5 protein-coding genes are annotated in these 4,614 nt (G+C 62.3%); 2 read left to right on the top strand and 3 right to left on the bottom strand.

What is annotated here, in order from left to right:
- Nucleotides 1–114 precede the first annotated feature (114 nt).
- The gene (locus V3W31_01645; GenBank protein MEE9613641.1) at nucleotides 115–768 is read left to right on the top strand and encodes a hypothetical protein; all 654 of its coding nucleotides are present in this window, start codon (nucleotides 115–117) and stop codon (nucleotides 766–768) included.
- Nucleotides 769–778: 10 nt separating this feature from the next.
- Nucleotides 779–3,013, top strand: a complete 2,235-nt coding sequence (locus V3W31_01640; protein ID MEE9613640.1) for a fused MFS/spermidine synthase — start codon at nucleotides 779–781, stop codon at nucleotides 3,011–3,013.
- Between the two features lie 30 nt (nucleotides 3,014–3,043).
- Here V3W31_01640 and V3W31_01635 read toward each other — a convergent pair whose 3' ends face one another.
- The 3 genes from V3W31_01635 to V3W31_01625 form a co-directional block, all read right to left on the bottom strand.
- Nucleotides 3,044–3,256, bottom strand: coding sequence for a hypothetical protein (locus V3W31_01635; GenBank protein ID MEE9613639.1), 213 nt, complete (start codon nucleotides 3,254–3,256; stop codon nucleotides 3,044–3,046).
- Between the two features lie 125 nt (nucleotides 3,257–3,381).
- Entirely contained in the window at nucleotides 3,382–3,807 is a 426-nt protein-coding gene (locus V3W31_01630) for a hypothetical protein (GenBank protein ID MEE9613638.1), read from the bottom strand.
- A 40-nt stretch (nucleotides 3,808–3,847) separates the two neighbouring features.
- The coding region (locus V3W31_01625) for an SPASM domain-containing protein (protein MEE9613637.1) at nucleotides 3,848–4,614 on the bottom strand (767 nt) is incomplete at its 5' end.

The raw sequence follows: 4,614 nt of genomic DNA, 5'->3' as shown, positions 1-4,614 counted from the left end.
GTCTCGCCATGGGCACTCCGCCCGAGACCTTCAAGGACAGGGGCAGACTCCCGAACCTGGACGACAATAAATGGATGATGGGGCACTGGTACTACCCGCAGGAGATATACTGACATGGCAGTACCTAAAAAGATAAAGGGGAGAAGGCGGGGGAGGGGGGGGAGGGGGTGGAAACTGCTTCTCATCGCCCTTGCAGTCCTCGCTGTCGCCGTGGCCGCGGGCATGCAGGTTATGTCCGTTAAAAAGAAAGGGGAGGTCGCCGGGGCGGCCGAAGCCTATATGAACGGTGTTTCCTGCGGGGACTTCTCAATCGTGTTCAACTACCACGGCCCCTCGCAGAGGAGGAAGCTCATGCTCATGCAGAGGTCCGGGGATGACGTCGAGGCGCGCCTGGAAGAGCTCTTTAACGAGAGGGAGGCTTCCTTCCGCGAAGCCGAGCCCGGCGAGGATCTGAGCGGGGAGTGGTCGGAAAAGGCGCTCTTCGTGGACGCCGGGGAGTTCAGGGTGCTTGGCGTTGAGATGGTGGAGGACATCGATAACCCCTCTCAACCGCTCAGGGACAGGCAGAACGCGATAGTGACGGTCGAGGCCGTCTACCACGACGAGGAAGGGGCCCCGGACTTAGGCGGTAAGATAAAGAAAGCGGTCTTTAATGTAAAGATGGTCCACAGCAGCAACGTCGCAAGGACGCTCCGCGGTGAGGTCCCGTTCTCGCGCTGGCTCTTCCAGTCCGTCTCCATGGAGGAGGGGACGGTGGAAAGGTGGTAGGGGGGGGTCCATGGCGCTTGTCGTAGTCTTTACCGCAGCCCTGGTCGTGAGCGCGGCGCTCCTGTTTTCGGTCCAGCCGATGTTCACCCGGATGGTCCTGCCCATGCTGGGAGGCACGCCGGCGGTCTGGAACACCAGCCTGGTCTTCTATCAGGCGGCACTGCTCGCCGGCTATGTCTATGCCCATATAACGGCAAGGTGGCTCGGGGTAAGGCGCCAGGCCGCGTTGCATATGGTGCTCCTTCTGGCAGCCTTCCTGGCCCTGCCGGTCGGGCTCCCCGAGGGCTGGACCCCGGCGGGGTCCGGCAGCCCCATACTGTGGCTCTTTACGGTACTACTGGTATCGGTGGGGCTGCCTTTCTTCGTCGTATCGGCCACGGCCCCGATGCTCCAGAAGTGGTTCTCGCAGACGGGCCACCCGGATGCGAGTGACCCGTACTTCCTGTACGCGGCGAGTAACGCCGGGAGCATAGTGGCGCTTCTCGGCTATCCGCTGCTGGCCGAGCCCTACCTCCGCCTCAAAGGGCAGGCCTTTGCGTGGACCGGGGGATACGTCCTGCTGGTCGTCTTGATCTCCGCGTGCGCCTTGATTGTGTGGAGGACGACCGTAAGCGGAGCGCGCGAAGAGTCCCCGGCCCCCGGAGAGGACTCAGTGTCCGGCGAGGTCCTTGCACCACCGGACGGCGGCAGGCGCGTGTGGTGGGTGCTTCTGAGCTTCGTCCCATCGAGCCTGCTCCTGGGAGTTACCACGCATATCAGTACGGACATAGCCTCGGTACCGCTTCTCTGGGTGGTCCCGCTCGCGCTTTATCTCCTTACGTTCGTCATAGTGTTTGCCAGGAGGCCCGTCCTCGGCCACAGCCTGATGCTGAGGGTGCAGCCCATCCTCATCGTGGCCGTCCTGGCGCTGCTCGTCGAGGGGTGGGTGGTCATATGGTGGGTGGCCTTCCCCTTGCACCTCGCGGCGTTTTTCGTGACCGCGATGGTCTGCCACGGCGAGCTCGTAAGCAGTCGCCCCCCGGCCGCGGACCTTACCGAGTTCTACATCTGGATGTCGGTGGGCGGTATCCTGGGGGGCGTGTTCAGCGCGATAGTGGCCCCTGTGGTCTTCGACTCCGTGGCCGAGTACCCGCTGGCTATAGTGCTGGCCTGCCTCCTCCGCCCGTTTACCGGGCTCGGCGGCCCGAAGCCGTACGACCGCGCCCTCGACTTCATCCTGCCGCTCCTCGCGCTTGTGCTGCTCCGGGGGGTCGACCTCGGTTATGACGCGGGCATCCTCGAGAGGGGAGGGAATGACACGGTTGCCATCGTTTCCCTTACGGCTGTCTTCTGTTACTTCATGAGCGAGCGGCCCGTACGTTTCGGCCTGACGGTCGGCGCGGTCGTTCTGGCCGGTGCTTTGTGGGGCCGGATGGAGACCGACGTGGTGTACAAAGAGAGGAGTTTCTTCGGCGTGTCAAGGGTTAAGCTGGAAGTCGAAGGCCGGTATACCACCCTTTACCACGGCACCACCATACACGGCGTGCAGAGCACGGACCCCGCCCGGCGTTTAGAGCCGCTCGCCTACTATACGCGCGAGGGGCCGATAGGGGACGTGTTCGGTGCGTTATCGACAAGGCCCGGCCCGCTCCGGGTCGCGGTCATAGGGCTCGGCAGCGGGGTCATGGCCGGATACGCGAGGCCCGGGGACCAATGGACCTTCTACGAGGTCGACCCGGTGGTGGAGCGCATCGCGCGCGATACGCGTTACTTCACCTTCCTGGAGGACTCCCCGGCGGAAGTCGACGTGGTCCTCGGCGACGGGCGGCTCTCGCTCGAGAGCGCCCCGGACGGCCAATACGACCTGCTCGTCTTCGACGCCTTCAGCTCGGATGCCATCCCCATGCACCTCATTACCAGGGAGGCGTTGAGGCTCTATACCTCCAAACTCGCCGACGGCGGGATCATGGCCTTCCACATCTCGGACAGGTACCTAAACCTGGGCCCGGTGCTTGCCGCCCTTGCAGAAGACGCGGGCCTTTCCGCCATGGCAAAAGAGGTGGGTGACGAAGGCGAAGCCAGCAGAGAGACGTTTGAGTTCGGCTCGGTCTGGGTGGTGATGGCGCGCCGGATGAATGATATGGAGGAACTGGCCGAATATCCCTGGTGGGAGCCGATGCCGACCAAGCCGGAAGACGGGTCGTGGCCCGCCCCCTGGACCGACGACTTCTCGAATATCCTCGATGCCCTCAGGTGGAAGATGTAGTTAAGACGGGAAGTGCTGCAGTTGCCCGTTTTACTTCTCCTCCCCCTCCCTCTCACGCCCCTGCCAGATGCCGACGGCGAGGACAAGGCCGCCGCTTATCAAAAGGACGTAGTAAAAAGGGTCGATCGGCAGCCCCGCCTTCAGGGAAAGCATGGTGTTCAAAGTGCCCAGGAACAGCAGCACGCAGCCGAAGAACTGTTTTCCCGCCGCTCTCTTGGTTTTTTTAGTGCGCTTGCCATTCATATTTAAGAATCCTTGTTGCCGTAGCAGCCGGTACCCGCCGCTCTCTTGGTTTTTTTCATGCGCTTACCTTCCACGTTTTTTCTTTATGCGTTTATTTTCCATGCTTTAGGAAACCTTGTTGCTGTCTACGGCCTTCTCTCCGAGATAAAAATTCCGGTCGACGCCCGGTATGTCCTGATGACGAGCACAAGGCCCGCTCTGTTGGAATCGTAGACCGACACGTCTACGTTTTTGGAGTTTTTTCCCTTGCCCGATGGTTTGGAGATCAACCACGCCCCCTTCGGGACCTGCCTTGCGAGGCTCCTGCACGGGCCGGGCGGCGGCTGCTGGCCCGGGGGTTGGCCGGGGTACCAGATCCTGCACTTGCCCGGAGGCGGCAGGTGGCCGGGCGGGATATTCAGCGGCCCTCTCTTGTCGACCTTGTGTCCGGCCGGAGGCGGTCCGCCCCCTCCGCCCCCCCAGTCCGTGCCTCCGCCGACTATAATCTGATCACACCCGGCGAGGAAAAGTACAGCCGATACGAAAATGCAGACGATTACGTTCCTAAACATAGCCCCCTCCTTTGGGGACCGGCGGATGCGGGGCGGCTTCTCAGTCGCCGGCCGGTCTTCCGGTCCTTCCCTTTAGCTCGGCCATTATCTCCGGGGTTATCTCCTTGAGCCTCCTATTCTTCGCGTACCTCTCAAGCCCCCTCTTTACCATGGGCCTTAAAAATATCGGCACCTTCTTCAGACGCACCATTGCGGCATCCGTCCAGACCGGGTCGACGGCCGGGGCGGGGGCCCGGTCCTTTTTGTCTTCCGGCTCGTAGCTGCACCACGGGTCCTCGCCCATAAGGTCGCCGGAGGCGGCGAGCGACCTGGCCCGGCACCCGCCGCAGATGTCGTTGAACTCGCAGTCGCCGCAGCGGCCGGTATACTTACGCTCCCTTAAAGCGAGAAACATGGGCTCGGTATCCCATATTTCCCTGAGGCTTTTCTCTTTCAGGTTGGACCATTTACTAACGGCACTCTCGGGTATGTAGGGGCACGGCGTAACGAAACCCTCGGGAGAGACCCTGAGGTAGCCCGTGGCCGCTATGCAGCCGCTCGTCTCTCCCTTAAGGAGCGCGCTCTCGGGGTTCTTCTGGCTCGCTATGCGGAGGATGTGCGGCGCGCATCGGGCCCGCACCATCATCTCCCCCTCCAGCTCCCGCTCGGCCTCCACAAGATAGGTCAGCACCTCTTCGTATTGCTCAGGGGTTATGTCGGTTACGTCCTGCCCCCTTCCGGTGCAGACGAGGAAGAAGATGTTCACCGCCCGGGCCCCTTTCCCCCGCGCGAGCTCTATAACCTTCGGCACCTCCCGGTGGTTGTCCC

This window comes from Thermodesulfobacteriota bacterium (genome assembly GCA_036482575.1).
Lineage (GTDB): Bacteria > Desulfobacterota > GWC2-55-46 > GWC2-55-46 > JAUVFY01 > JAZGJJ01.
Note: the sequence above shows the minus strand (reverse complement) of the source record. Positions and strands in the feature narration are given on the sequence as shown.